Source organism: Streptomyces sp. NPDC053069 (genome assembly GCF_044546895.1).
GTDB lineage: Bacteria > Actinomycetota > Actinomycetes > Streptomycetales > Streptomycetaceae > Streptomyces.
In genome coordinates, this window is the sequence record NZ_JBITZN010000007.1 from 186,382 (window position 1) to 207,471 (window position 21,090).

Annotated in this window: 21 protein-coding genes and 1 pseudogene; 10 read left to right on the forward strand and 12 right to left on the reverse strand. The window is 71.3% G+C overall.

What is annotated here, in order from left to right; translation table 11 throughout:
- Position 1: 1 nt before the first annotated feature.
- Both ACIGXP_RS18190 and ACIGXP_RS18195 read left to right on the forward strand, forming a co-directional pair.
- Positions 2-1,039, forward strand: coding sequence for an Lrp/AsnC family transcriptional regulator (locus ACIGXP_RS18190; protein WP_399769385.1), 1,038 nt, complete (start codon positions 2-4; stop codon positions 1,037-1,039).
- A gap of 124 nt (positions 1,040-1,163) precedes the next feature.
- Positions 1,164-1,694, forward strand: coding sequence for a DUF488 family protein (locus ACIGXP_RS18195; RefSeq protein WP_399769386.1), 531 nt, complete (start codon positions 1,164-1,166; stop codon positions 1,692-1,694).
- A gap of 100 nt (positions 1,695-1,794) precedes the next feature.
- Here ACIGXP_RS18195 and ACIGXP_RS18200 read toward each other — a convergent pair whose 3' ends face one another.
- Positions 1,795-2,715: a hypothetical protein gene (locus ACIGXP_RS18200; protein WP_399769388.1), complete on the reverse strand. Its 921-nt coding sequence runs from the start codon at positions 2,713-2,715 to the stop codon at positions 1,795-1,797.
- Between the two features lie 229 nt (positions 2,716-2,944).
- On the opposite strand from ACIGXP_RS18200, the gene ACIGXP_RS18205 reads away from it, so the two are divergent.
- The 4 genes from ACIGXP_RS18205 (at position 2,945) to ACIGXP_RS18220 (ending at position 8,012) form a co-directional block, all read left to right on the forward strand.
- A complete protein-coding gene (locus ACIGXP_RS18205; protein ID WP_399769390.1) occupies positions 2,945-4,726 on the forward strand; it encodes a glycoside hydrolase family 15 protein in 1,782 nt (593 codons plus the stop codon).
- A 127-nt stretch (positions 4,727-4,853) separates the two neighbouring features.
- A complete protein-coding gene (locus ACIGXP_RS18210) occupies positions 4,854-5,069 on the forward strand; it encodes a DUF4177 domain-containing protein (protein WP_031168938.1) in 216 nt (71 codons plus the stop codon).
- A gap of 170 nt (positions 5,070-5,239) precedes the next feature.
- Positions 5,240-7,741 carry a SpoIIE family protein phosphatase gene (locus ACIGXP_RS18215; RefSeq protein WP_399769392.1) on the forward strand — a complete coding sequence of 834 codons (2,502 nt, stop codon included), beginning with the start codon at positions 5,240-5,242 and terminating at the stop codon, positions 7,739-7,741.
- 115 nt (positions 7,742-7,856) lie between these two features.
- Complete coding sequence (locus ACIGXP_RS18220) at positions 7,857-8,012, forward strand: DUF6131 family protein (protein WP_360081858.1); 156 nt, start codon at positions 7,857-7,859, stop codon at positions 8,010-8,012.
- Positions 8,013-8,226: 214 nt separating this feature from the next.
- On the opposite strand, the gene ACIGXP_RS18225 is transcribed toward ACIGXP_RS18220, so the two are convergent.
- Both ACIGXP_RS18225 and ACIGXP_RS18230 read right to left on the reverse strand, forming a co-directional pair.
- On the reverse strand, positions 8,227-8,508 hold the full coding sequence (locus tag ACIGXP_RS18225) for a hypothetical protein (protein ID WP_363220279.1): 282 nt from the start codon (positions 8,506-8,508) through the stop codon (positions 8,227-8,229).
- Positions 8,509-8,619: 111 nt separating this feature from the next.
- Positions 8,620-8,772, reverse strand: a pseudogene (locus ACIGXP_RS18230) (diadenosine tetraphosphate hydrolase); the annotation flags it as partial.
- Positions 8,773-8,902: 130 nt separating this feature from the next.
- Here ACIGXP_RS18230 and ACIGXP_RS18235 point away from each other — a divergent pair.
- Positions 8,903-9,310, forward strand: a complete 408-nt coding sequence (locus tag ACIGXP_RS18235; RefSeq protein WP_399769395.1) for a YrdB family protein — start codon at positions 8,903-8,905, stop codon at positions 9,308-9,310.
- A 45-nt stretch (positions 9,311-9,355) separates the two neighbouring features.
- Here ACIGXP_RS18235 and ACIGXP_RS18240 read toward each other — a convergent pair whose 3' ends face one another.
- The 6 genes from ACIGXP_RS18240 to ACIGXP_RS18265 form a co-directional block, all read right to left on the reverse strand.
- Positions 9,356-13,849, reverse strand: coding sequence for a caspase family protein (locus ACIGXP_RS18240; RefSeq protein WP_399769397.1), 4,494 nt, complete (start codon positions 13,847-13,849; stop codon positions 9,356-9,358).
- Positions 13,836-14,234 carry a hypothetical protein gene (locus ACIGXP_RS18245; RefSeq protein WP_363221163.1) on the reverse strand — a complete coding sequence of 133 codons (399 nt, stop codon included), beginning with the start codon at positions 14,232-14,234 and terminating at the stop codon, positions 13,836-13,838. The genes ACIGXP_RS18240 and ACIGXP_RS18245 overlap by 14 nt, the downstream gene beginning before the upstream one ends.
- Positions 14,235-14,415: 181 nt before the next feature.
- Positions 14,416-14,628, reverse strand: a complete 213-nt coding sequence (locus ACIGXP_RS18250) for an O-methyltransferase (RefSeq protein WP_399769848.1) — start codon at positions 14,626-14,628, stop codon at positions 14,416-14,418.
- Positions 14,629-14,698: 70 nt separating this feature from the next.
- A complete protein-coding gene (locus ACIGXP_RS18255; RefSeq protein WP_399769851.1) occupies positions 14,699-14,869 on the reverse strand; it encodes a DUF2218 domain-containing protein in 171 nt (56 codons plus the stop codon).
- A 261-nt stretch (positions 14,870-15,130) separates the two neighbouring features.
- Positions 15,131-15,883 carry a hypothetical protein gene (locus ACIGXP_RS18260; RefSeq protein WP_399769399.1) on the reverse strand — a complete coding sequence of 251 codons (753 nt, stop codon included), beginning with the start codon at positions 15,881-15,883 and terminating at the stop codon, positions 15,131-15,133.
- 85 nt (positions 15,884-15,968) lie between these two features.
- Entirely contained in the window at positions 15,969-16,379 is a 411-nt protein-coding gene (locus ACIGXP_RS18265; protein WP_399769401.1) for a nuclear transport factor 2 family protein, read from the reverse strand.
- A gap of 131 nt (positions 16,380-16,510) precedes the next feature.
- Here ACIGXP_RS18265 and ACIGXP_RS18270 point away from each other — a divergent pair, with 131 nt between their 5' ends.
- From ACIGXP_RS18270 to ACIGXP_RS18280, 3 genes are all read left to right on the forward strand, one after another.
- Positions 16,511-17,155: a TetR/AcrR family transcriptional regulator gene (locus ACIGXP_RS18270; RefSeq protein ID WP_399769403.1), complete on the forward strand. Its 645-nt coding sequence runs from the start codon at positions 16,511-16,513 to the stop codon at positions 17,153-17,155.
- 148 nt (positions 17,156-17,303) lie between these two features.
- The gene (locus ACIGXP_RS18275; RefSeq protein WP_363220886.1) at positions 17,304-17,546 is read left to right on the forward strand and encodes a hypothetical protein; all 243 of its coding nucleotides are present in this window, start codon (positions 17,304-17,306) and stop codon (positions 17,544-17,546) included.
- A gap of 96 nt (positions 17,547-17,642) precedes the next feature.
- Positions 17,643-17,858, forward strand: coding sequence for a hypothetical protein (locus ACIGXP_RS18280; protein WP_363220885.1), 216 nt, complete (start codon positions 17,643-17,645; stop codon positions 17,856-17,858).
- A 146-nt stretch (positions 17,859-18,004) separates the two neighbouring features.
- On the opposite strand, the gene ACIGXP_RS18285 is transcribed toward ACIGXP_RS18280, so the two are convergent.
- From ACIGXP_RS18285 to ACIGXP_RS18295, 3 genes are all read right to left on the reverse strand, one after another.
- Positions 18,005-18,616, reverse strand: coding sequence for a TetR/AcrR family transcriptional regulator (locus tag ACIGXP_RS18285; protein ID WP_399769405.1), 612 nt, complete (start codon positions 18,614-18,616; stop codon positions 18,005-18,007).
- An 81-nt stretch (positions 18,617-18,697) separates the two neighbouring features.
- On the reverse strand, positions 18,698-19,870 hold the full coding sequence (locus tag ACIGXP_RS18290) for an acyl-CoA dehydrogenase family protein (RefSeq protein WP_399769407.1): 1,173 nt from the start codon (positions 19,868-19,870) through the stop codon (positions 18,698-18,700).
- A 32-nt stretch (positions 19,871-19,902) separates the two neighbouring features.
- Positions 19,903-21,078 (reverse strand): acyl-CoA dehydrogenase family protein, encoded by a 1,176-nt coding sequence (locus ACIGXP_RS18295; RefSeq protein WP_399769409.1) that lies wholly within the window; start codon positions 21,076-21,078, stop codon positions 19,903-19,905.
- Positions 21,079-21,090 lie beyond the last annotated feature (12 nt).

Below are 21,090 nucleotides of genomic sequence, written 5' to 3' on the forward strand. Positions count from 1 at the left end.
AGTGGTGCAGGAAGGTGCACACGAGCTGAGCGAGGACGACCTTGCGCTGATCCATGCGCTGCAACTGCGGCCGAGAGCCTCGTGGACCGAGCTCGGCCGTGCCCTCGGGGTGGACCCGGTCACCGTCGCCCGCCGCTTCAACCGCCTCACCGAGCACGGCACGGCGTGGGTCGCGCTCTCACCCGGCCCGCGCCTGCTGGACCGGATATGTCTGTCCTACGCCCAGATCGACTGCGCCCCGGGCGCCGCGGCCTCCGTCTCCCAGGCCCTGAGCGGCCATCCGCACATGCTCACCCTGGAGCGCTCCGCCGGCGGCCACGACATCCTCGCCACCGTCGCCACCCGTGACCTGCACGCCCTGTCCCGCTACACCCTCGACCTGCTCCCGCACGTCCCCGGCATCACCGCCGTCCACGCCCGGATCGTCACCCACATGTTCACCGAGGGCGGCCGTTGGCGCATCGCCGCCCTCGCTCCCGACCAGCGCGCCCGGCTCAGCACTCCGCCCGCCACCCGGTCGCCGCGGCCCGGGCCCAGTGACCTCACCGCCTTCGACCGCGCCCTCCTGGGCCGGCTGGTGCACGACGGCCGCGCCTCCTACCAGTCGCTGGCCACCGCCCTGGGCGTCAGCCTGTCCAGCGCCAAACGCCGCATCGAGCAGCTGATCCGACTCGATGTCCTGCGCTTCCGCTGTGATTTCGCCCGCCCCCTCGGCGGCTGGCCCGTCGCCGTCACCTTCTGGGCCAGGGTTCCGCCCGCCGACCTGCCCGCCATCGGCCACGCCCTGATCCGCCTGCCCGAAACCCGCAACTGTGCCGCGGTCACCGGCCCGCAGAACCTCGTCGTGCAGGCCAGCCTGCACTCCGTGGACGACGCCCTGCGCCTGGAGACCCAGCTCGCCACCGCCCATCCCAGCCTCGACATCGTCGACCGCGTCATCACCCTGCGCCACGACAAGCTCCTCGGACGCCTGCTCGACGCCTACGGGCGGTCCACCGGCATCGTCCCGCCCGATGTCTGGGCCGAGCCCGCCATCTGACGGTACGTCAGCTTCGAACCCCCGACTCGTCACGCCGCCGGACGCACCCGCTCGTCACCCGGCACCCGCGCCGCGTCGTACCGTTCTCACGCCTGGGTCCTGGAAAAATGGACACTCTGGCCCCATGGACGGGGCCCTGCTCACTTTTGGGCACAACACCGCCGATCGCGAGCGGATCGTCTCCTTGCTGCGCCAGGCCGGTGTGGCGGCCGTCGTGGACGTGCGCACCGCCCCCGGGAGCCGCCGCTACCCGCACTTCTTCCGGCAGCAGCTGGCCGAGTGGCTGCCGCAGCACGGGATCGCGTACCGGTGGGAGCCGGACCTCGGCGGGTTCCGCAGAGCCCCTCCGGACAGTCCCGACACCGTCTGGCGCAACGCCTCGTTCCGCGGCTACGCGGCCCACACCCGCTCCGACGCGTTCGTCACCGCGATGGACGAGCTGCTGCTCCAGGCCACCGACGTCCGCACCGCCGTCATGTGCAGGGAAGCGGTCTGGTGGCGCTGCCACCGACGCCTCATCGCAGATTTCGCGGTCCTCGCGCGCGGTGTACCGGCCTACCACCTCATGCACGACGGCCGCCTCAGCGCGCACACCGTGACGCCCGGCGCGCGTGTGCGCGAGGACGGGCTTCTCGTCTACGACGGCGCCTCGTAGCCGGCTGAGGCATCGTGTGCTGCGAGCGCTGTATGCGCGTGCCGTCCGGATGCGGGACGCGGCATCGGGACCGGGGACGGGAACGATCGCAGGGGTGGCGTCAGCGCCTGCGCCGACGGCCGAGGGCGAGGAGCCCGGTCAGCACCGCGGCTGCCGCACCCGCGGCCACGGCCCATGCCGTCGGACCGAAGCCGCCTGCCGCGCCGGCTGCCTCGATGGTGAGGGGAGCGGTGCTGTTCCTGGGGTCGGCGTCGTCCCGCAGCCGTTCCGGCGGTGCGTCGACACGGATCATGCCGCCGGTGAGCCTGGACGGGTCGTCGATCCGCATCTTGAAGGGATAGTCCACGTGGAACCCGTCCCGGAGCACGGGTACCTCGAAACCGCTGGTGTAGAGGCCGTACTCGCACCGGTAATGCGTCCTCTTCCTGCTGTTGGGGACCCCGCACAGCTTCGGCGTGCTCAGCACGGTCACGCCCTCGGGGAACCGCACTTCGACCCTGGCGAACGGGACGCTGTTCTCGGAGTCCGGTTGGGCCGCGACATCGGCACCGTGGTGGTCCAGGGACAGGTGGGCCGTGAGTGTCTCACCCTTCCTGCCCTTGAGCGCGGCTCCTGTCACCTCCAGATCCCACGCGTTGTGCACGGGCACACCCAGCAGGCCGTACGACATGCCTCCGGTCCGGCGGGCGGCGGGCGGCACGCCTGCGGTGCGCTGCGCGAGGGTCAGTTCCCCACCGCGGCCCCGGTGGATGTCCCGCCACTCGCCGCCCGACCAGTCCATGCCGGTCGCGGCCCGCACGGCCACGTCCTTCCGGAGCGCCCGCTTGCCCACCTTCAGGGCGACGGGCGCCAGGTCGACGGACCGGCCCGGCGCGACCTGCATGTCGATCAGGCACAGCGCTCTGTGGTGCGTCTCGACCGTGCGGGGCTGCACCTCGGTGCCGTAGTAGCAGTTGCTGTACTCGGTCGTGAACGAGAGCCCTTCGGACACCTCGACGGACACCGGCACCTGCCGCAGCACCCGTTCACCGTGGTAGGTGAAACCGGCCCGCACCTCGACCGTCGAGCCGACGTTCAGGACCTCGCCCCGGCACGGCAGGCATCAGAGACCCGTCGGCGAGCCCCACGGCCTCACCTGCACCTACGAGGACACGTTCGGCCGGCTCAGGGTCGTACCGGGTTTGGTCTGCTCGGCCTCCGCCGGCCCAGTGGGCGTTTCCCGGCGGGGCGGCCGGGAAATCTGCAGTGCCATGGGTGACACAGCGGACAAGGCGGCACAGGTGCCGAACGACGTCTGCCCTCCGTGGGTGCTGCGGGCCTACGCCGTCCTCGCCGACGGCGAACGCGGCGCCGTGGTGGACCCGAAGGGCCGGATCGTGTGGCTGTGCGCTCCTCGCTGGCACAGTGACGCGGTGTTCTCCGCCCTCATCGGAGGCGGCGGGTACTTCGGCGTCGAACCGGAGGACCACTGGCACGTATGGGGTGGTTACTACGAGGACGGCACGCTGATCCGGGTCAGCCGGTGGGTGACCGCCGACTCCGTGATCGAGTGCCGCGACGCGCTGGCGATGCCGGCCTCCGTGGACCGTCTTGTGCTGCTGCGCCGGATACGTGTCGAAGAGGGTGAGGCACGCCTACGGCTGACCCTCGACCCGCGTCCGGGTTTCGGACGGGGCGGGATGCGCGGCCCTCGCCTGGAGGGCGATGTGTGGACCGCGTACACCGACGGTCTGCGGCTGCGGCTCCACGGAGCGCGGCGGGCCGCGTGGGACGCCCGGTCCGTCCTGCGCGGTGAGTTCCGCCTGCGCAAGGGCGAGGAGCACGACCTGGTCCTGGAGTTGTCGGAGAAGGAGAGCACCGCCCGGCTGGATCCGGAGCGGCTGTGGGCGCGGACGGAGGAGGCGTGGCGGCGGGCCGTGCCCGACTGCTCCGGCCTGGCAGCCCCGCGTGACGCCCGGCACGCCTACGCCGTTCTGCGCGGCCTGACGAGTTCGTCCGGCGGCATGGTCGCGGCCGTCACCACGTCGTTGCCGGAGCGCGCGAACACCGGCCGCAGCTACGACTACCGCTACGCCTGGCTGCGCGACCAGAGCTACGCCGGCCTCGCGGTCGCCGCGCACGGGCCGCACGACCTGCTCGACACCGCGGTGCGTTTCACCGCCGAACGCGTTCTCGCCGACGGTGAGGGCCTGCACCCGGCATACACCGTCGACGGCGGCCCCGTACCGGAAGAACGAGGGCTTCCGCTGCCCGGCTACCCGGGAGGCCAGGACCGGATCGGGAACCGAGCGGCCGATCAGTTCCAGCTCGACGCGTTCGGTGAGGTGCTCCAGCTGTTCGCCGCCGCCGCTCACCACGATCGGCTCACGCCCGAGGCCGAGCAGGCGGTCACGGTCGCGGTCCGGGCGGTGGAACACAACTGGCAGCGGGCCGACGCAGGGATGTGGGAACTCGACGAGCGGTGGTGGACCCAGTCCCGGCTGAGCGTGGTGTGCGGTCTGCGACGCGTGGCCGAGGCGCTGCCGGGGCGGACGGGACAGCGGTGCGCCGACCTCGCCGAGGCGGTCTTCGCGGAGACCCGGCGCCGCTGTCTGCGCGAAGACGGCCGGTGGCGGCGGGCCGCCGACGACGACGGACCGGAAGCCGCTCTTCTGACGCCTCTGGCCCGCGGCTTCCCGTCCGCCGACGACCCGAGCAACTCCGTCACCCGCCGCTTCATCGAGGACCAGCTGAGCGACGACGGGTACCTCTATCGCTTCGTCCACCAGGGGATCCCGCTGGGTGAGGCCGAAGGGGCCTTCCTGCTGTGCGGGTTCACCATGGCGCTGGCCACCGACCACCTCGGTGACCGCGCCGGCGCGCTGCGCTGGTTCGAACGAACCCGGGCGGCCTGCGGGCCGTCGGGGCTGTTCGCCGAGGAGTACGACGTGCGCCAGCGCCAGCTGCGCGGCAATCTGCCCCAGGCCTTCGTCCACGCCCTCCTGCTGGAGTGCGCCGTCCGCCTCAACGACGCCTCGACGCTTCCCCCCTGAGACAGGGACCCCGCGCGGGCCTCCCACCCGACGGACGCCTCCTGCCTTCTGCCGTACGGCCCGTTGATGATTAGCTTGCCCCGGCCATGACACCACCACCCGGCCCGGGTTCAGGAGGACTCCGCACATGAGCAGCGGCTACACGTACGAGTACAAGGTCGTCACCTTCCGGGAGTCGCTGATCGGCGACGCGCTGGACAGCGACAAGCTGGAGAAGGTCCTGAACAAGCACGCCGAGGACGGCTGGGGCCTCAAGGCCATCACCTCCGCCGACGTCAAGGGCCGTATAGGGCCCGGAGCCGTGGAGGGGCTGCTGCTGACCTTCGAGCGCCCGCGCGGGTAACGCTCACGGCGCCGGCGGGGCACGGACCGAGTGTCCACGCCGGCGCGCCGCCGGGTGATGCCCCGCGGACCGCGGACCGTGCACAGGCCCGGGTGGTCGGCGCGAAGACACACCCGGGTCCATGTGAGACCGTGGTGTGAGAAAACACGCTTGCGGATGCGGCCGCCACCATGGGTCTGAAGGATCTGGACAACAAGCACCAGGACGATCCGTTCGGCATCACCTCTGCCGCCGTCGCCCTCGTGGACGGACACGGCCTGATCCGGTACTGGAGTCAGCGGGCGGAGGACCTCCTCGGCTATCCGGCGCCCAGCGTGCTGGGGCAGCCGGCGACCTCCGTCCTCATGAGCGAGGACTCGCCGGCGTCCGCGCTGTCCACGGCGCAGCGGGTCGGCGAGGGCTGGGAGGGCCTGATCACCGTGCGCCACCGTGCGGGCCACCCGGTCGAGCTGGCCCTGCGGGCGTGTCCGCTGAGCGCGGAGCAGGGCTCCGCCTGGCTCGCCGTGGCCTGTGAGGTCTCCGACTCGCGCCGGTGGGAACTCGATCAGGCAGTGGTACGCGGCCTGCTGGAGGAGTCACCGATCGGCATCGCCGTCCTCGACAGTGAGCTGCGCTTCCAGTGGGTGAACCAGGCACTGGTCGCCATGGAGGGCCTGCCGACCCAGCCCGGGGCCGACCGCACTCCCGCGCCTCCCGGACCGGGACAGGTGCCGTCGGACCCGCTGCCTTCCGAAACCGGACAGGTGCCGGCCGGACCGGGACAGGTGCCGTCGGCCGTGGACTGGCAGGCGCGCCAGGCGCTGATCTCGGGCCGGGTGACGCCCGCTGTCGAGCATGTGCCACCCCCGCACGGGAGGTCCCGCCGGAACGCGCAGGGTCACCTCAGGCTCCGCTCGTCGTTCCCGCTGCGGGACGTCGGCGGCCGGACGCTCGGGGTGTGTCACACCGCCGTCGACTTCACCGCGCAGGACCGGGCACGTGAGCGGCTCGCCCTGGTCAACGAGGCGGCACAGCGGATCGGCACCACCCTGGACCTCGACCGCACGGTGCAGGAACTGGCCGAGGTGCTCGTACCGCAGCTCGCAGAATTCGTGGCGATCGACCTCTTCCGGAGCGTCCTCGCGGCCAGGGAACTCACTCCTGGACCGGTCGCCGGCGACACGCTGCAGCGGGCGGTGCACCGGTCGATCCGCGAGGACATTCCGGAGGCGATCGTTCCCATCGGGGAGCCGACCGGGTACCCGGCCGTCTCCCCGCAGCGACGGTGCCTGACCACGGGCCGGCCGATCCTCGATCCGGTACTGGAACCGACGACATGGTGGCTGGCCGGTGATCAGGAGCGCATGGCCAAGATCGTCTCCCTGGGTGTGCACACACACCTGGTGGTGCCGCTCCGGGCCCGGGGCGTGACCATGGGGGTGGTCACGCTGCTGCGCTGGGAGAACCCCAACCCGTTCGACGAGGACGATCTGCTGCTCGTGGAGGAGCTAGTGGCTCGGGCCGCGGTGTGCGTGGACAACGCCCGGCGTTTCGTCCGCGAGCATCACGCGGCTCTCGCTCTCCAGACCAGTCTCCTTCCGCCCGATCTGCCCGAGCACTGTGCCGTCGACGTCGCCTACCGCTATCTGCCCACCGACGCCGAGGCCGGCGTCGGCGGCGACTGGTTCGACGTCATCCCGCTGTCCGGCGCCCGCGTCGCCCTGGTCGTCGGGGACGTCGTCGGCCACGGCATCCACGCGGCGGCCAGCATGGGCAGGCTGCGTGCGGCCGTACAGACACTCGCCGACCTGGACCTGCCCCCCGACGAGCTGCTCGCCCGCCTCGACGACCTCGTCCTGCGCCTGGCGGACGAGGCGGAGGCGGCCACGGACGGACCGGTGGTGATCGGCGCGACCTGCGTCTACGCGGTCTACGACCCCATCTCGCGGAAACTCAGCGTGGCGCGGGCCGGGCACCCCACGCCCGCCATCGCCCACCTCAGCGAACCGGTGGAGCTGCCCGACATCCCCGCCGGCCCCCCGCTGGGGCTGGGCGGTCTGCCCTTCGAGTCGGCCGAGATCGAACTGGAGGAGGGCAGCGTCGTCGCCCTCTACACGGACGGCCTGATCGAGGCCTCGGACCGCGATGTCGATGTCGGCTTCGAGCGGCTGTGCTTCGCCCTGGCCCACCCCGACCGGCCGCTGGAGGAGATCTGCGACACGATGGTCCGCATCCTGCTGCCGGGTCATCCGCACGACGACGTCGCCTTCCTCGTCGCCCGGACGCGCGCCCTGGCCCCCGACCGCGTGGCCTCCTGGGAAGTGCCCGCCGATCCCCGGGCGGTGCACGAGGCCCGCGACAACGCCGCCCGTCAGTTGGCCGCTTGGGGGCTGGAGGACATCGCTTTCACCACCGAGCTGATCGTGAGCGAACTCATCACCAACGCCATCAGGCACGCCTGCGGTCCGATCGGTCTGCGTCTGATCCACGAACGGGCTCTCATCTGTGAGGTGTCGGACGCCAGCAACACCTCTCCGCACCTGCGCCGTGCCCGCAGCACCGACGAGGGAGGGCGCGGTCTCTTCCTGGTCGCGCAGGTCGCCCAGCGCTGGGGCACGCGGTACACCGCCACGGGCAAGACCATCTGGGCGGAGCAGCAGCTGTCGAGCGACGCGTCCTGGCGACTTCCCTGAGCGGACCGATCACACCGGTACGGGGCTTCCGTAGATTTTCGGCTTGCGGGTGATGACATCGTCCGCTTCGGGGCACTCGGAGGGACAGGAGCGATTCATCAACAGGAGGCGCGTCATGATCGCCCTCGGTATCATCCTGCTCGTCGTCGGTTTCGTCACAGGTCTGTCCATCCTGTGGACCATCGGGATCATCCTCGTGGTCATCGGCGCGATCTTCTGGATCCTTGGCTCGATGGGTCACGCGGTCGCCGGCCGACGGCACTACTGGTAGGCGTCACTACTGCTAGGCGTCCAGCCTTCCGGCTGCCGGGGCAGAACCTCCTCGGTTCGCGTCAGCCGGCCGGCCCTGGCCGCGGGCGCGGGCCGGCCCCGGCGGCCTCCGGGGCGCAGACCCCGCGGCCCCGCCTGCGAGGAACCTCGCGGGCGGGGCCGTGTCCAGCTGACGAACAGGCGACGCAGTCGGTCGGCGGGTGCCGGCGGTGCGGTCACTCCTGACCGGAGAAGGAGCCGGGCTCTTCGGACCGGGTGCGGACGCGGTCGGGGTGCTCATGGTTGTTGCAGGCGTCCTGCATCGAGTCGCCGGCCAACGGAGCGGCGAAGCGGACGAGCCCGGCCGCCTGCCTGCAGAGGTTGTCGCCGGTGAACGGCCGGCCGGCGATGTTGATGCGGCCGTGGTCGGGGCGGTTGCCGTCCTCGTCGGCGTGGGCCGGGGTGGCGAGGGAGAAACCGGCCACGGTGAGCGCGGCGAGCGCGGTGATCTTCTTCATAGCCTGGTCAACGACCCCCGCAGCCCCATGTCACGCCGGTGCTTCTCGTTCCATCGGGTGATCCCGAAGCGCACGGCTCAATTCGCACGGTTCAATTCGCTGGTGATGGCGGTTGACCCGGCGGCATGCGGGGTTCAGGCGCCGGCAGGCCCGCTCGACCGCCTCTCCGAGCTGGTCCAGCTGGTCCATGCCCCACACAAACGCCAGCCTCTTGGCCTTCGGCAGGTCGGAGAGCCGTTGAACGCCCGGTTCGTCCACGAGCATCTTCCATGATCGCAATCTAGTGGAGAAGCGATCCCGGCCGTTTCCCGGGGCCGGTCCGCAGTTCCCCGAAAGGGCACTGCACACGTCGCCGCCCTGTCATGCTGGGGTCCCGGCGCATCGGAAGGACTCCATGTCACAAGGCCCGGACGCCATGGTCGTGATCGATGAGCGGCGGTGGTACGCCGCGAACGAACTCCTGGCGTTTCTGCTGGAGCTCGCTGCGCTGGCATGTCTGGGCTGGTGGGGATCGGCCGTCGGCGAGGGCGCTGCGCCTCGTCTCCTGCTCGGCCTGGGAACGCCCCTGGCGGCGATCGTCCTGTGGTCGTTGTTCGCGGCGCCGAAGGCCCGTTTGCGGCCACGGCTGCCCCTCGTACTCGCCGTCAAGACGGTGGTGCTGGGCGGCGGGGCAGCGGCCTTGTACGGGGTCGGGCATCCTGTTGCCGCCGTAGCCATGGCGGTCGTCGTGGTCGCCAACACAGCGGTGGCCGAGATCTTTCGCCGCAGGCCGCCCACCTCGCCCACTGACGCCGGTCGGTGAACCGGCGGCGGTGGACGGGGTGCACGCGCGGTGGAGGTGTCACCGTCAGCAGGTGCGCTCGTACTCGAGATCGGGGAGGTAGTGGGACCATTGCCCGGCGGCCAGCCCGTGACCTGCCCGGGCGCAGGCGATGTCGCGGGCATGGGTGCGCGCGTTGTTGAGCTTTGTCAGGCTGTTCAGGTTGACGGTGCCGTCCGCGGAAGCGGTCAGCAGCATGGTGTTGTCGGCGCTGATCGCCACGGACGTGACCGAGTCGGTGTGGTTGCTGCCGACCACGCCGAGGTCGTAGGGGTGAACGGGATCGGTGACGTCCCAGAGGATCGCTGTCCGGTCGGCGCTGCCCGACACCAGTGTGTGGCCGTCAGGGCCGAAGGCCAGTCCGAGGACCCAGCTGCTGTGCTGGACGAGCGGCGGACCGAGGTGCTGGGGCTTGGCCGGGTCGGTGGTGTCCCACAGGATGATGCTGGAGTCCAGGCTGCCGGTCGCCAGGGTGTGTCCGTCGGGGCTGAAGGCCACGGAGGAGACCCAGTTGGTGTGGCCGGCCAGTGGCGTGCCCAGGGGATGCGGCCGGGCCAGGTCGTCGATGTTCCACAGTCTGGCCGTGCCGTCCCAGCTTCCGGTGGCCAGGGTGTGTCCGTCGGGGCTGAAGGCGACCGCGTCCACACCCGCACGGTGCCCCGTGATCGGCCGGCCGATGGGCCGGGGACGGGAGGGGTCCGCAGTGTCCCAGAGCGTGATCGCGCCGTCCCCGCCCACGGTGGCGAGGGTATGGCCGACCGGACTGAAGGCCAGCCCGTCGACTCCGCCCTTGTTGGCGGTGAACTGTGTGATCTTGCGGAGATGGTGGAGGTCGCCGGCATCCCAGAGGATCACGGTGTGGTCCAGGCTGCCGCTGGCCAGTATGCGTCCGTCGGGACTGAAGGCCACCCCGAACACAGTGCCCGCGTGACGCACGGTCTTGCGTGTCACTCCGCTGGGATGCTTCGGATCGGCCAGGTCCCACAACGTCACCTTGCCGTCCACTCCGCCCGTCGCCGCCGCGTGGCCGTCCGGGCGCAGCGCCATCGTCTGCACCCCACCGATGCCTCCGATGCGGGCGGAGAGCGGAACGGTTCCGCCGGCGCTCTTGCCCTGCCACAGGATCACCGTGTTGTCGGCGCTCCCGGTGGCGAGCAGGCCGGCGTGCGGTGCGAACGCCACCGCGCCGGTCCAGTTGGACGCCCCGGCGATGGAAATGTTGACCATGCGGGGGGCAGTTGGCCGCGAGGTGTTCCACACGGTCGTGTAATGGTCGGCCAGTGCCACGTCGATCTCATGCCGGAACACCTGCAAGGCCTTCACCGGGGCATCTCCGGCGGGGATCTGGCTCACCCAGGCGGGATGGTCCGGATCGCCGGCGTTCCAGAGGTCGACCTTGCCGTCTCCGCCGCCGATGACGAGCGTACGGCCGTCGGGGGCGAAGCCGAGAGCGGACACCCCGTACGCGTGGCTGATCGGGTTCTTGAGCCGCCGGGGATGAGCACGATCGGTGACGTCCCACAGCACCACGGTGCCATTGAAGCCGCCGGTCACGAGCAGGTGCCCGTCGGGCCTGAACGCCAGGGCCGACACGTCCGTGTTCTGGACTGTCAGGAGCTGTCCGAGCGGGTGGGTGCGGCCGGGGTCGCTGGTGTCCCACAGCCAGACCTTGCCGTCCGGTGCGCCGGCCGCCAGCATGCGTCCGTCCGGTGCGTAGGCCAGCGTGTGGACGTTGGCCGGGCCGGTCAACGGCTCGCCGAGACGGCGTGGTCGTCGCGGAGAGCTCACATCCCACATCTGCACGGTGAGTCCGGCGCGGTCGCTGCCGCCGGCCGCGAGGTAACGCCCGTCCGGGCTGAACGCCACGGTGTACACGCCGAAGCTGGGGCCCTGCAGCCGGCCGAGCCTCCTGACGTTCTGCGGGGAGCTGGTGTCCCACAGGACGACGGTGCCGTCCTGGCTCGCGGTGGCAAGGGTCCGCCCGCCGGGCGTGAACGCCACACCGGCCACCGCGCCGGAGTGGGCCGCGAGGGTGCTGGCGTAGGGCGTGAACAGGCTGCTGAGGAGGTTCGCGGTGGTCGCGGGGGTGTGGTCCAGGCGGTCGGCCGCGATGCCGAGTTGCAGGGCCAGTCTGGGATCGTTGGCCCGGGCGGAGTCCGCGTCGCGCACCAGCGCCTCCGCGATCGCCGAGCGCTGTTGTCTCTGTGCGTCTTTACGGCCCTGCACGGCGAAGCCGGTCGCGATCAGGGATGCCACCACCAGGAGGATCAGTGTGACGGCTGTTCCCGTCCGTATGCGGCGGCGCCGCCGGTCGGCTCGTACGCTGGCGGCGAAGAACTCGGCCGCGAGCTCGCCCAGTTGGCCGTCGCGCCCACCGTGCCGGCCGGTGTCGCCGAACTGGTCGCGGACGAGTTCCAGTTGGCTGCCACGGTAGAGAGCGCTCGGGTCGCGTCCGTCTCTCTCCCAGGACTCGGCCGCGTCGAGGAGCTTCTGCTGGACCAGCAGACCGGCGCGGCTGGCGTCGATCCAGCCACGCAGCCGGTCCCAGGCGCGCAACAGCGCCTCGTGGGCGATCTGGGCGCTGTCGCCGTCGACGGTGATCAGGCGCGCGCCGGCCAGCGCGTCGCGGGCGGCGGCGATGGCGGCGGCTTCGTCCGGCGGCCGTTGGGCCAGCAGGTCGGTGAGATCGAGCCGCCGACGGGTGTCCTCGGTGCTCTCGCTGATCCGGACCATACGGAGCAGCATCAGCTTGGCGGCCCGCTGGGCGTCCGGCGTCAGGCTGTCGTAGGTGCGGTCGGCCTGTTGGGTGATCGCGTCCCAGATGCCGCCGGTCGCGCCGTACCCGGCGAGGGTCAGGGTGCGGCCCTCGCGGCGGCCCCAGGTCAGCCAGAGCGCGTAGGCCAGCAGCGGGAGGGTGCCGCCGGCGAACTCGCGGTCGGCCCGCAGATCGCGCAACAGCGTGCTGGCCAGGCCGCTTTCGAGCTCAAGCCCGGCCAGTTCGGCGGGCTTCTCGATCGCCTCGCGCAGCTGCTCCGGCGTCATGGGTTCGACCGGGAACTGGCGGTGCTTGAGCACGTCGGCCAACTCGGGGTGCGCCAGACAGGAGGCGTAGAAGTCCGCGCGGATGCCGAGCACGACCAGGGCCGGTGCGCCGACGGCGGCGGCCTCGTCGCCCGTCGCTGCCGAGCAGATCGCGCTGATGAAGTCGCGCCGCTCCTGCTCGTCCTGGCAAGCGGTGAACACTTCCTCGAACTGGTCCACCACGAGCAGCAGTCGGCCGCCGGGCACGTCCTGGCCGCCGCTCCACCGGTGCAGGGCGCGGCGCATCAGGCCGGCCGAGCGGGTCGGGTCCGCACGCAGCTCGGCGATCAGCTCGGCTTTCGTGTGTCCGGTCGGGCGGGCCAGCTGACCGGCCAGGCTGTCCAGCGGGTGTTCGCCGGGGGTGAGGATGAACTGCGGCCAGGTACCGGCGCCGGGCAGCGGGAGTTCGCCGCGCTTGACGGCGGGCAGCAGGCCCGCGCGCAGCAGCGAGGACTTCCCCGCGCCGGACAGCCCCACCAGTGCGACCGGCCCGTCGTCCTGCGACCAGTCGGCGAGTTTCGTGAGCAACTCGGCGGTGGTCTGGGACCGGCCGAAGAAGAACCTGGCGTCGTCGGCGGTGAACGGATCGAGGCCCGGATACGGGCAGATCTGTTCGTCGGGCTGCTCGGGCGGTGCATGGGTGGCCGGCGGGGTGTGCCGGGGCGCGGCGGCCGGGTTGGCCGCCAGTACCAGGTCCCCGGCCCGGCCGCTGAGGTGCCGTTCCGGTGCGGGCAGGTGCCGAAGCGGCAGGACGCGGCGCAGGTGCCGGTAGGCGCCCTCGATGGTGAGTCCCGGCGGGCCGCCGGGGTCTCCCTCGCGCAGAAAGCGCAGCAGCTCGCCGGTGAATGCCGTGTACGGCTCGTCCGGCAGCGCCAGTGCCTGTTCGTCCCGCGAGGCGGAGGCCAGCACATAGCTGCCGCTGAGCGAGGCCAGCGCGAACGCGTCGGCCGCCGCCGTACCGAAGGACCCGTGTGCGCGTCCGGCGAAGCAGCAGTCCAGCACCACGATGATGGAGCGCGCCCGGCAGTTGCTGAACGCGTCGCGCACCGCCTGGTACGGCAGCGCCTTGAACGCCAGCCCCTCGGCCAGGTCGTCCGTCGCGGCCGTGGCCAGATAGAGCTCGTTGCCCGGGCTGACCAGTCCGTGGCCGACGTAGTAGAGGAGGAGGACGTCCTCGGCCTGTCTGGCGGCCGTGACGACGGCGTTGCCGAACTCGATCGGGTCCTTCGGATCGAGGAGCGGCGGGAGAAGGTTCTCGGGCCGCAGCCCGCAGGTGTCGACCAGGGTGCGGCCGAGCTCCCGGATGGTGGCTGACACCGCGGGCACGTCGGGGAGCCGGGAGCCGGGGAGGTGGCGTCCGGTGCCGATGAGCAGAGCGCGCGATCCGGGCGAGCCGAGGCCGGTCGCCGGGGATGCGCCGTACGGCTCAGCCTGCGTCACCGGTTTCCCGATCGCCGGCGGGGTCGAGGGAGCGGGAGAGTTCGGCGGTGATCCGCTGTACTTCCGCTGCGTCCAGGCCGAGGACGTTGGTGGCGCTGAACTCCGCCGCTGTCCCGTCCGGCCGGACCACCTTGACCGAGACGTTGCCGGTACGCCGACGCAGCCAGGAGATCAGTACGCTCGCGGCGGCCGTCGCCACGCCTCCAGGGCCGAGCGCGACCGTCAGTGCCGCCACGAGCGAGCCCAGGGCACCCGGCGCCGGGGGAGGCAACTCCAGCCGCACCCGCCCGCGCAGTTCCTCCTCGGCGACCAGCCAGTCACGCAGTGACCGAAGCTCGTCGGCAGCCCGCTCACCGACGACCTCGACCACTAACCGCTCGTCCACGCGGACCTCCCGTCACTTCTGCTCCGTTGCGTGGTCATCCTGGCAGAGGGACCGGTGGTCAGTGGAGCGATTGGTGTGACTTGACGCGGACCTGCTCCCTCGAAGTCCCGTACCGGATGCGCGTCAAGCGCACCGGCGGGCCCGCGAGTTCGTGTGTCGTCGGGTTCGGTTGGCCGGGTTCTCAGCATCTGCGAGTCGCCGGCGCGGGCGCGGTGCGCAGGTCGATCCGGTCGGCGACGCCCGCTCGTGCCCGGTACGGCCGGCCGATCGCGGCCCGCTCCCCGCTGACGTCGCCGGCGAGCAACCGGCCGCCGGCGGCCGGGCCACGGGTGATGCAGAGGGTCGAGTATCCGGTGAAGACGCCGACCTCGACCGCGCAGCGGGCGTCCGTCAGGCGGGGTCAGCATCGTGAGCAGCGTGCCTTCGTCGGCGGATACCTGCATGTGCGCGGCGCCGGCGGCGGCTTACCGGACCGCCAACCGCACCAGGTGACGGGTGATCACGTCCTGGACCGGGCCCAGCGCCTCGGCGTCGACCGCGGTGGCGGTCGCCTCCAGCCGGTCCGGGGTGGCCGTGAGGCTGCAGGTCCGGCGGCAACCGTGATGGTGCCGCGGCCGTCCGGGCTCAGGGCGCAGGCGGCAGAGGCCGTGGCGAGAGGTACCGGACTCCTTGGGGGCTCTCCGGCAGGTGACGAAGTCCTCGTGCTGCGCGAGGCCGGGCCGGCGCGGCTGGCGGCGGTCCGCCCGGAGTTCCTGCGCCGTACGGGCTGCTGGTCAGCCTCTTTCGCGCCAATGTGCCCAGCCTGCCACCGGACGACGAGCATTGACGGTGGTGCTCCGGCACGACCAGCTGCAGTGTGCGGCGGTGATGGCCCACCGCCGCACACGAGGCGCGGTTCAGGTCAGCGGGAGTGCCTTGACGCCCGGCAGGACGGGAAGCAGGTCGTAGCCCTGGGTTCCGGCGGCGCAGGCAGGGGTTGTCTCGGCGGTCGAGGACACCTTCGTCCCGGTCGAGAAGGCCCCGCCTCCGCCGAGCACCGTCGTGAAGTGGTCGGTGTTCGCGGCCGAGTAGTACACGCACTGGTGCAGGTCGAGGAAGGTCCCGGTGGTCAGGTCCAGGGCCTTCACGTACGACAGGTTCGGGACGATGGCGTAGTTGCCGTCACCACTGCCGCAACTGACGTTGCCACCCGGGGTGTTGGAGACGTTCGTGCCGGCCAGGAAGCGGCCGTCCCGGCTCGGTACCACCGTCGTGAAGTAGTTGACGGCAGATGCCGAGTAGTAGGTGCACTGATGCAGGTTCAGGTAGCGGCCGCCGCGCAGGTCCAGTGGCTTGACGCCCGACAGGAGAGCGATGAGGCCGAAGTTTCCGTCGCCGCTGCCGCAGGTGGGCGCGCTGTCCTGGGTGTCGGAGACATGCGTGCCGGCCAGGAAACGGTTGTCCTGGCTCGGCACGAAGGTCGTGAAGTGGTCGGCGGCCGAGGCCGAGTAGTACAGGCACTGCTGGAGGTTCAGATATCTGCCCGCGACTTGCCGGGCGTCCTCGGCGGGGGCGGCGGTGACCGCACCGGCGAGGCTCGGCACGAGTGCCAGCGCGATGGCGCTGACGGCGGCGAAGAGCCACCTTCCGACGCATAACGTGTGGCGCACTCTTGTCCCTTTTCTCTGTGGAGTGAAACGCGCTTCTCTGTGAAGTCGAACGCGAGGGAACAGGGTTGCTGCGGGAAACCGGGCGTCAGCCGGTCCGGGCGGGAGCCGTGAGCTGGGCGACGATCGACGCGCTGTCCAGCCAGACGTTCTCCCGCGAGATCCGGCCGTCCCGGAACTCGAAGACGTGCAGGATCCGGAAGGAGATCCGCCGGCCGTCGCCCGGGAGGCCCATGAAGGAGTTCGGGACCGTACCCGTCATCACGTTCTCGATGGTGATGGCGTCGTCCGCGTAGTACGTGCGGGTGCGCTCCTCCTTCTCCGCGCGGAATTCCTCGCACAGCCCGCGGTAGAACTCCAGCGCCGCCGGGATCCCGTGCTTCGGGCCGCCGGGGTCGCCCACGACGTCGTGCTCGATGTCCTCGGTGTACATCGCGACCGACCCTTCCGGGTCGGCGCGCTCCTCGGCGGCCATGTGCTGCCGGATCAGAGCTTCCATTTCCTCTGGTGTCGTGGAGCCCACGAGAGGCCCCCTCTCTTCTCGCGCCGCACGCCTGACGGCCCGCGGCCCCCGCGATGAGACAGTGCTACCGTAATGAGAGGCGATTCTCACGACAAGAGGATTCTCTCATGACTGACGGGGGCGCGCGAAGCACGGACGGCGCAGAGCGGCGGGGTGACGGCCGGCGGAAGCAGAAGCTGCGCACCCGGCGCGCGCTCATCGACGCCGCGGTCGCGCTGCTGCGGGAGGGCAGGGCGGTCACGATCGCGGAGGCCGCCGAGACGGCCCAGGTGTCCACGGCCACGGCGTATCGTTACTTCTCCAATCCCTCGGACCTGCTGCTGGAAGCCCGCACGCTCATGCGGGCGCCGGACGTGCTGGCCGATCTGCCGGACGAGCCGGCCGCGCGGGTCGATGCGGTCGTCTCCCGGATCGCGGATGTGCAACTCGGTGACGAGCTCATGTGGCGGGCGTTGCTGCGGGCGAGCCTGGACCGCTGGCAGCAGGTCGAGCAGGGCGAGCGTGCCGACGACCTGCCCTTCCGCAACCGCACCCGCCTGGATCTGACCCGCACCGCGCTGGAACCCCTCGCCGGCGTCCTCCCACCCGCCGAGCACCGTCGCCTGACCATGGCGGTCATGCTGGTCTACGGCGTGGAAGCGCTCATCTCGACGCGTGACGCGTGCGGACTCGACACGGAGGAGGCGAAGGAGGTCATGCGCTGGGCGGCGGGAGCGCTCGTGGAGTCCGCACTGCGGCGTACGGGAGCGTAGGGGGACCACCGCACCCCGTACCGGCTCCCCCTCGGCCCCGCCTTCGGCTCCCCCTCGGGGTCCGCACGGAGACCGACGGCGGCTCTACCCGATCGGCCGGTAAGTCCGCCGGCCGATGCGGTGCTCCCACCGTTTAGGATCCGTGCCCGTGGCAGAGGTCCCCGATGAGTTGATCAAGCTGGAACGATCCGCCGAGGTAGAGCGCGCGAAGCTCGCGGGCCTGACCGGTGACGAGTACGACGCCCAGATGCGCCGCTGGCGCGAGGCGTCCGAGGCGGTACAGGCGGCCATCACCGCGCACGCCGCAGCCACCGAAGCCAGCCGGTTCGAGGTCGAGCAGGCCGTCAAGAAGGCCGTGCGGCATGCCCAGGAGGACCCGGCCGTCGAGTAGCGCCGGCTGTTCCCCGGCAGACTCGGGCGGCCGCTGCCCGCATATTCGGCCATACTGGCCCAGAGTGGCACCCCTCCATGCGACAAGGAGCACGGTATGCCGACGGATCAGGTAGGACGATTCCTGGCAGCCCTCGACCCGAATCACCGGGAGGCGATCGGCGCCAAGCCGCGCCAGGAGCAGGAAAGGCTCGCGGCGGCCTGGGAACGGGAACTGGAATCGGATGACGAGCTCGACACGCTGGACGAGCTGTCCCCGCCGGCGGCAGAGGCCGAGGCGGCCCGTCGCGTCCTGGACCGCGGAGCCGGCTAGCGCACCGGAGACGCACAGGTGCTGATCTGCGGGAGCGCTCGGCGGAGTTGGCGATCTGGGCCGGCGCGGAGGCCGGGCCGCGGCGAACGAGCCGGCGCCGGCAGGACAAGAGGCGCCGAGCAGAAGAAACTCAGCCGCTACGGCGTTCACTCCACCGGCACCGCCTCCGGCAGGCCCAGCGCCGCGGCGACGTGGCGCCAGATGGAGGCGAGCGCGGTGTCCAGGGTGACCACCGGATCGCGCAGCATGAGGCGGATGCCGTAGCCGTCGCTCAGGGACAGCACGAGCGTGCAGAGTTCGTCCACGTCGGTCGGCTCGAACTCGCCGGAGGCGATGCCCCGCCGGACCGCATCGGCGACCCAGGTGTGCAGCTGGGCGTACAGGTCCACGGCATAGGCCCGGGTGGCCTCGTCGCGCAGGGCCCGGACCCACAGTTCCTGCCACAGTCGCCAGTCCTGGTGCAGTTCCGGGTCGGTCGGCAGCAGGTTGCGCAGGATGCGGGCCAGGACGACCGCCGCCGGGGCCGTCCCGGCGTCGCGTTCCACATCGGTGGCGGTGTTGGCGAAGGAGTGGGTCATCGCCTCGGTGAACAGCTTCTCGCGCGTGTCGAAGTGGTAGTGCAGCAGCGCCGTCGACACGCCGGCCCGTTCCGCGACCATGCGCATCCGGATCTTCTCGAAACCGATCTCGGCGATGGCCTCACACGCCGCGGTCAGGATGCGCTCACGCGTGTCTGCCGTGCGCACCTTGGTGGACACCCTGCGGCTCCCCTCGTTCGGTGGTCGTACGCCCCGACCATCTTCCCTCAGCTTTCCCCCACCGGGGCGTCGGCCGTGGTGTCAGGCGGTGGGCAGGTCCAGGACCCCGGAGCCGCGCTTGATGAGTTCGCCCGCGATGATCAGCCGCTGGATCTCCGAGGTGCCCTCCCAGATGCGGTCCACGCGCAGTTCCCGGTAGAGCCGCTCGACGGCATACGCACGGTCGTAGCCGCGGCCCCCGTGGATCTGCAGGCACCGGTCGACCACCCGGCCCGAGGCCTCGCTCGCCGCGAGCTTGGCGATGGCGGCCTTGGCGTGCAGCGTCTTGCGGTCGTCGGCCGAGGCGTGGTCGGCCTCCCAGGCGACCTGGTGGGTGTAGGCCCGGTTGACGGCGATGTCCACGGCGCAGTCCGCGAGCATGCCCTGGATCAGCTGGTACGAGGCGATCGGCGCCCCGAACTGCTCACGCTCCACCGCCCAGTCCCGGGCCAGTTCCACCGCGCGCTCGGCGGCACCGGTGGTACGGGCCGCGATCATCAGCCGTTCCTCGGTGAACCAGGAACGGGTGATGTCGTACCCCTCACCGATGCCGCCGAGCACGGCGTCCTCGCCGACCTGTACGTCGGTGAAGGTGAACTCGGGGTGCTCGTAGACGAAGGTGTGCATGAAGCGCGGCACGCGGGTCATCTCGATGCCGGGGGTGTCCTTGTCCACGAGGAACAGCGTCGGGGCACGGTCCGGACCCGCCGCGGCGAGCACGATCATGAAGTCGGCGTGGTCGCCGACGGTCACGAACCACTTCTCGCCGTCGAGCACCCAGCCCTGGTCGTTCTTCGTCGCCGTGGTGGCCAGGTTCTGCGGGTCCGAACCGGCGCCGGGCTCGGTGACGGCGTAGCAGTCGCGGCGCTCGCCCTTGATCACCGGGATGAGGAAGCGGTCCCGCTGCTCGGGCGTGCAGAACCGGAGCGCGTTGGCGGGCCGCCACACCGTGTCCCACAGGGCTCCGGTGAGCCGTCCCAGCTCCTCCTGCACGGTGACCTGCTCGGCGATGGTGAGGCCGGCGCCGCCCCATTCGGCCGGCATGTTGACCGCCTGCAGGCCGGAGTCGAGCACCGCGTCGCGGATCTCGGCGTGGGCGTCGGCGGGCAGGCCGTTGTTCTCCTCGCACGGGATCTCGTAGGCGGCGATGACGTCGGTGAGGGCGCGGGCGGCGGCCTTGAGCTGTGCCTGGCGCGGGGTGAGACGGAAGTCCATGGAGGTCCTCGCTTCGCGATGAAGGGGCGGGGTCAGCGGGTGGGCAGGGCCAGGGCGCGGGTGCCGCGCTTGATCAGCTCGTTGGCGATGATGAGGCGCTGGATCTCGGAGGTGCCCTCCCAGATGCGGTCGACGCGCAGTTCCCGGTACATGCGCTCGACGGGGTAGGTGCGGTCGTAGCCGCGGCCGCCGAAGATCTGCAGACAGCGGTCGGCGACCCGGCCGGCGGCCTCGCTGGCGGCGAGCTTGGCGGTGGAGGCCTTGGCGTGCAGCGTCTTGCGGTCGTCGGCCGAGGCGTGGTCGGCCTCCCAGGCGACCTGGTGGGTGTAGGCCCGGTTGACGGCGATGTCCACGGCGCAGTCGGCCAGCATGCCCTGGATCAGCTGGTACGAGGCGATCGGCGCCCCGAACTGCTCACGCTCCACCGCCCAGTCCCGGGCGAGCCGCAGGGCGCGCTCGGCGGCACCGACCGTGCGGGCGGCGATCATCAGGCGTTCGTCCGTGAACCATTCCTTGGTCAGCTCATAGCCGTTGCCGACGCCGCCGAGGACGTCCTCGTCGGCCACGAAGACGTCGGTGAAGGTGAACTCGGGGTGCCCGTTGACCGCGGAGTGCATGAAGTGCGGCACCCGTGTCATGGCCACTCCGGGGGCGCCCTTGTCCACGAAGAAGAGGGTGGGCAGCCGTTCGGGACCGGCATCGGCCTGCACCAGCAGGAAGTCGGCGATGTCGCCGCAGGTGACGAACCACTTCTCCCCGTTGAGCAGCCAGCCACCGTCGGTGCGGGTGGCCGTGGAGGTGCCGGAGGAGGGGTCCGAGCCCGCGCCCGGCTCGGTGACGGCGAACGCGTCGAACTTCTCTCCGCGGATCACGGGCAGCAGGTACTTCTCGCGCTGCCGTTCGTCGCCGTACGCGAGGACGTTGGCGGGCCGCCAGGGGATGTCCCACAGGCAGTTGGTGACCTTGCCGAACTCCTCCTCCACGATGACCTGGTCGAGGAGGCCGAGCCCGGCGCCGCCCCACTCGGCGGGCATGTTGATGGCGTAGAGGCCGGCGTCCATGGCGGCCCGGGCCAGTTCGGCGACGGTCCTCTGCGGGAGGGGACCGCCGGCCTGCTCGGACTGGTCCTCGTACCGCATCAGCAGGCGTGCGTAGGCGGTGGCGCGGCGCTTGAGGCCGGTCTGTTCGGGGGTGTAGCGCATGTCCATGGGGGCCTCTTG

Coding starts and splice junctions, on each gene's coding strand:
- ACIGXP_RS18225 (WP_363220279.1), bottom strand. CDS start 8,508: ATGAAGAAGATCACCGCGCTCGCCGCGCTCACCGTGGCCGGTTTCTCC.
- ACIGXP_RS18265 (WP_399769401.1), bottom strand. CDS start 16,379: ATGGAAGCTCTGATCCGGCAGCACATGGCCGCCGAGGAGCGCGCCGAC.
- ACIGXP_RS18270 (WP_399769403.1), top strand. CDS start 16,511: ATGACTGACGGGGGCGCGCGAAGCACGGACGGCGCAGAGCGGCGGGGT.
- ACIGXP_RS18220 (WP_360081858.1), top strand. CDS start 7,857: ATGATCGCCCTCGGTATCATCCTGCTCGTCGTCGGTTTCGTCACAGGT.
- ACIGXP_RS18215 (WP_399769392.1), top strand. CDS start 5,240: ATGGGTCTGAAGGATCTGGACAACAAGCACCAGGACGATCCGTTCGGC.
- ACIGXP_RS18210 (WP_031168938.1), top strand. CDS start 4,854: ATGAGCAGCGGCTACACGTACGAGTACAAGGTCGTCACCTTCCGGGAG.
- ACIGXP_RS18280 (WP_363220885.1), top strand. CDS start 17,643: ATGCCGACGGATCAGGTAGGACGATTCCTGGCAGCCCTCGACCCGAAT.
- ACIGXP_RS18205 (WP_399769390.1), top strand. CDS start 2,945: ATGGGTGACACAGCGGACAAGGCGGCACAGGTGCCGAACGACGTCTGC.
- ACIGXP_RS18195 (WP_399769386.1), top strand. CDS start 1,164: ATGGACGGGGCCCTGCTCACTTTTGGGCACAACACCGCCGATCGCGAG.
- ACIGXP_RS18235 (WP_399769395.1), top strand. CDS start 8,903: ATGTCACAAGGCCCGGACGCCATGGTCGTGATCGATGAGCGGCGGTGG.
- ACIGXP_RS18290 (WP_399769407.1), bottom strand. CDS start 19,870: ATGGACTTCCGTCTCACCCCGCGCCAGGCACAGCTCAAGGCCGCCGCC.
- ACIGXP_RS18295 (WP_399769409.1), bottom strand. CDS start 21,078: ATGGACATGCGCTACACCCCCGAACAGACCGGCCTCAAGCGCCGCGCC.